Annotated in this window: 1 protein-coding gene; it reads right to left on the bottom strand. The window is 60.6% G+C overall.

Annotated features, from left to right (window positions below; all coding sequences use genetic code 11):
- Positions 1-449: rhomboid family intramembrane serine protease (locus CYP26_RS06245; RefSeq protein WP_141090089.1), on the bottom strand; the 449-nt coding region annotated here is incomplete at both ends.

The raw sequence follows: 449 nt of genomic DNA, 5'->3' as shown, positions 1-449 counted from the left end.
GGGAAGCACAGCGCAAACGCCGCGAGCACACCGAACACCGCGCCCGATGCGCCCAGCAGGTGGGTATAAAACGCCATCGCCAAGCCGTCGGGCACATTGGGCAGGCCGCCGGAGAGCAACGCCGAGCGTACTGTAGCTTCGTCCAGCCCGATTTGCTCGGCCACATTGCGCACGCCGTTGGCAATCAGGTATTCGTTCCAGCCCGTATAAAGCAACGCCCCGGCCAAGCCGCACAGCAAATACAGCAGCAAAAAGCGCCGCGGGGCGAAACGCAGCAGCAGCATCGGGGCAAACGAACACAACACCACCATATTAAACAGCAGATGGGTGAGAGTCGGGTGCGAAAACATATGGCTAAGCCACTGCCAATGTTGGTAGCGCGGATGCTCAGGCGGCCACAACGGGCCGGCGAGCTGCAAAAATTCGAAACCCGGCAACTGCATCAGCAC

It is taken from the genome of Campylobacter concisus, from assembly GCF_002913225.1.
GTDB classification, from domain to species: Bacteria; Campylobacterota; Campylobacteria; order Campylobacterales; family Campylobacteraceae; genus Campylobacter_A; species Campylobacter_A concisus_J.
The sequence above is the reverse complement of the archived record's forward strand: the minus strand, read 5'-3'. Positions and strand labels throughout refer to the sequence as shown.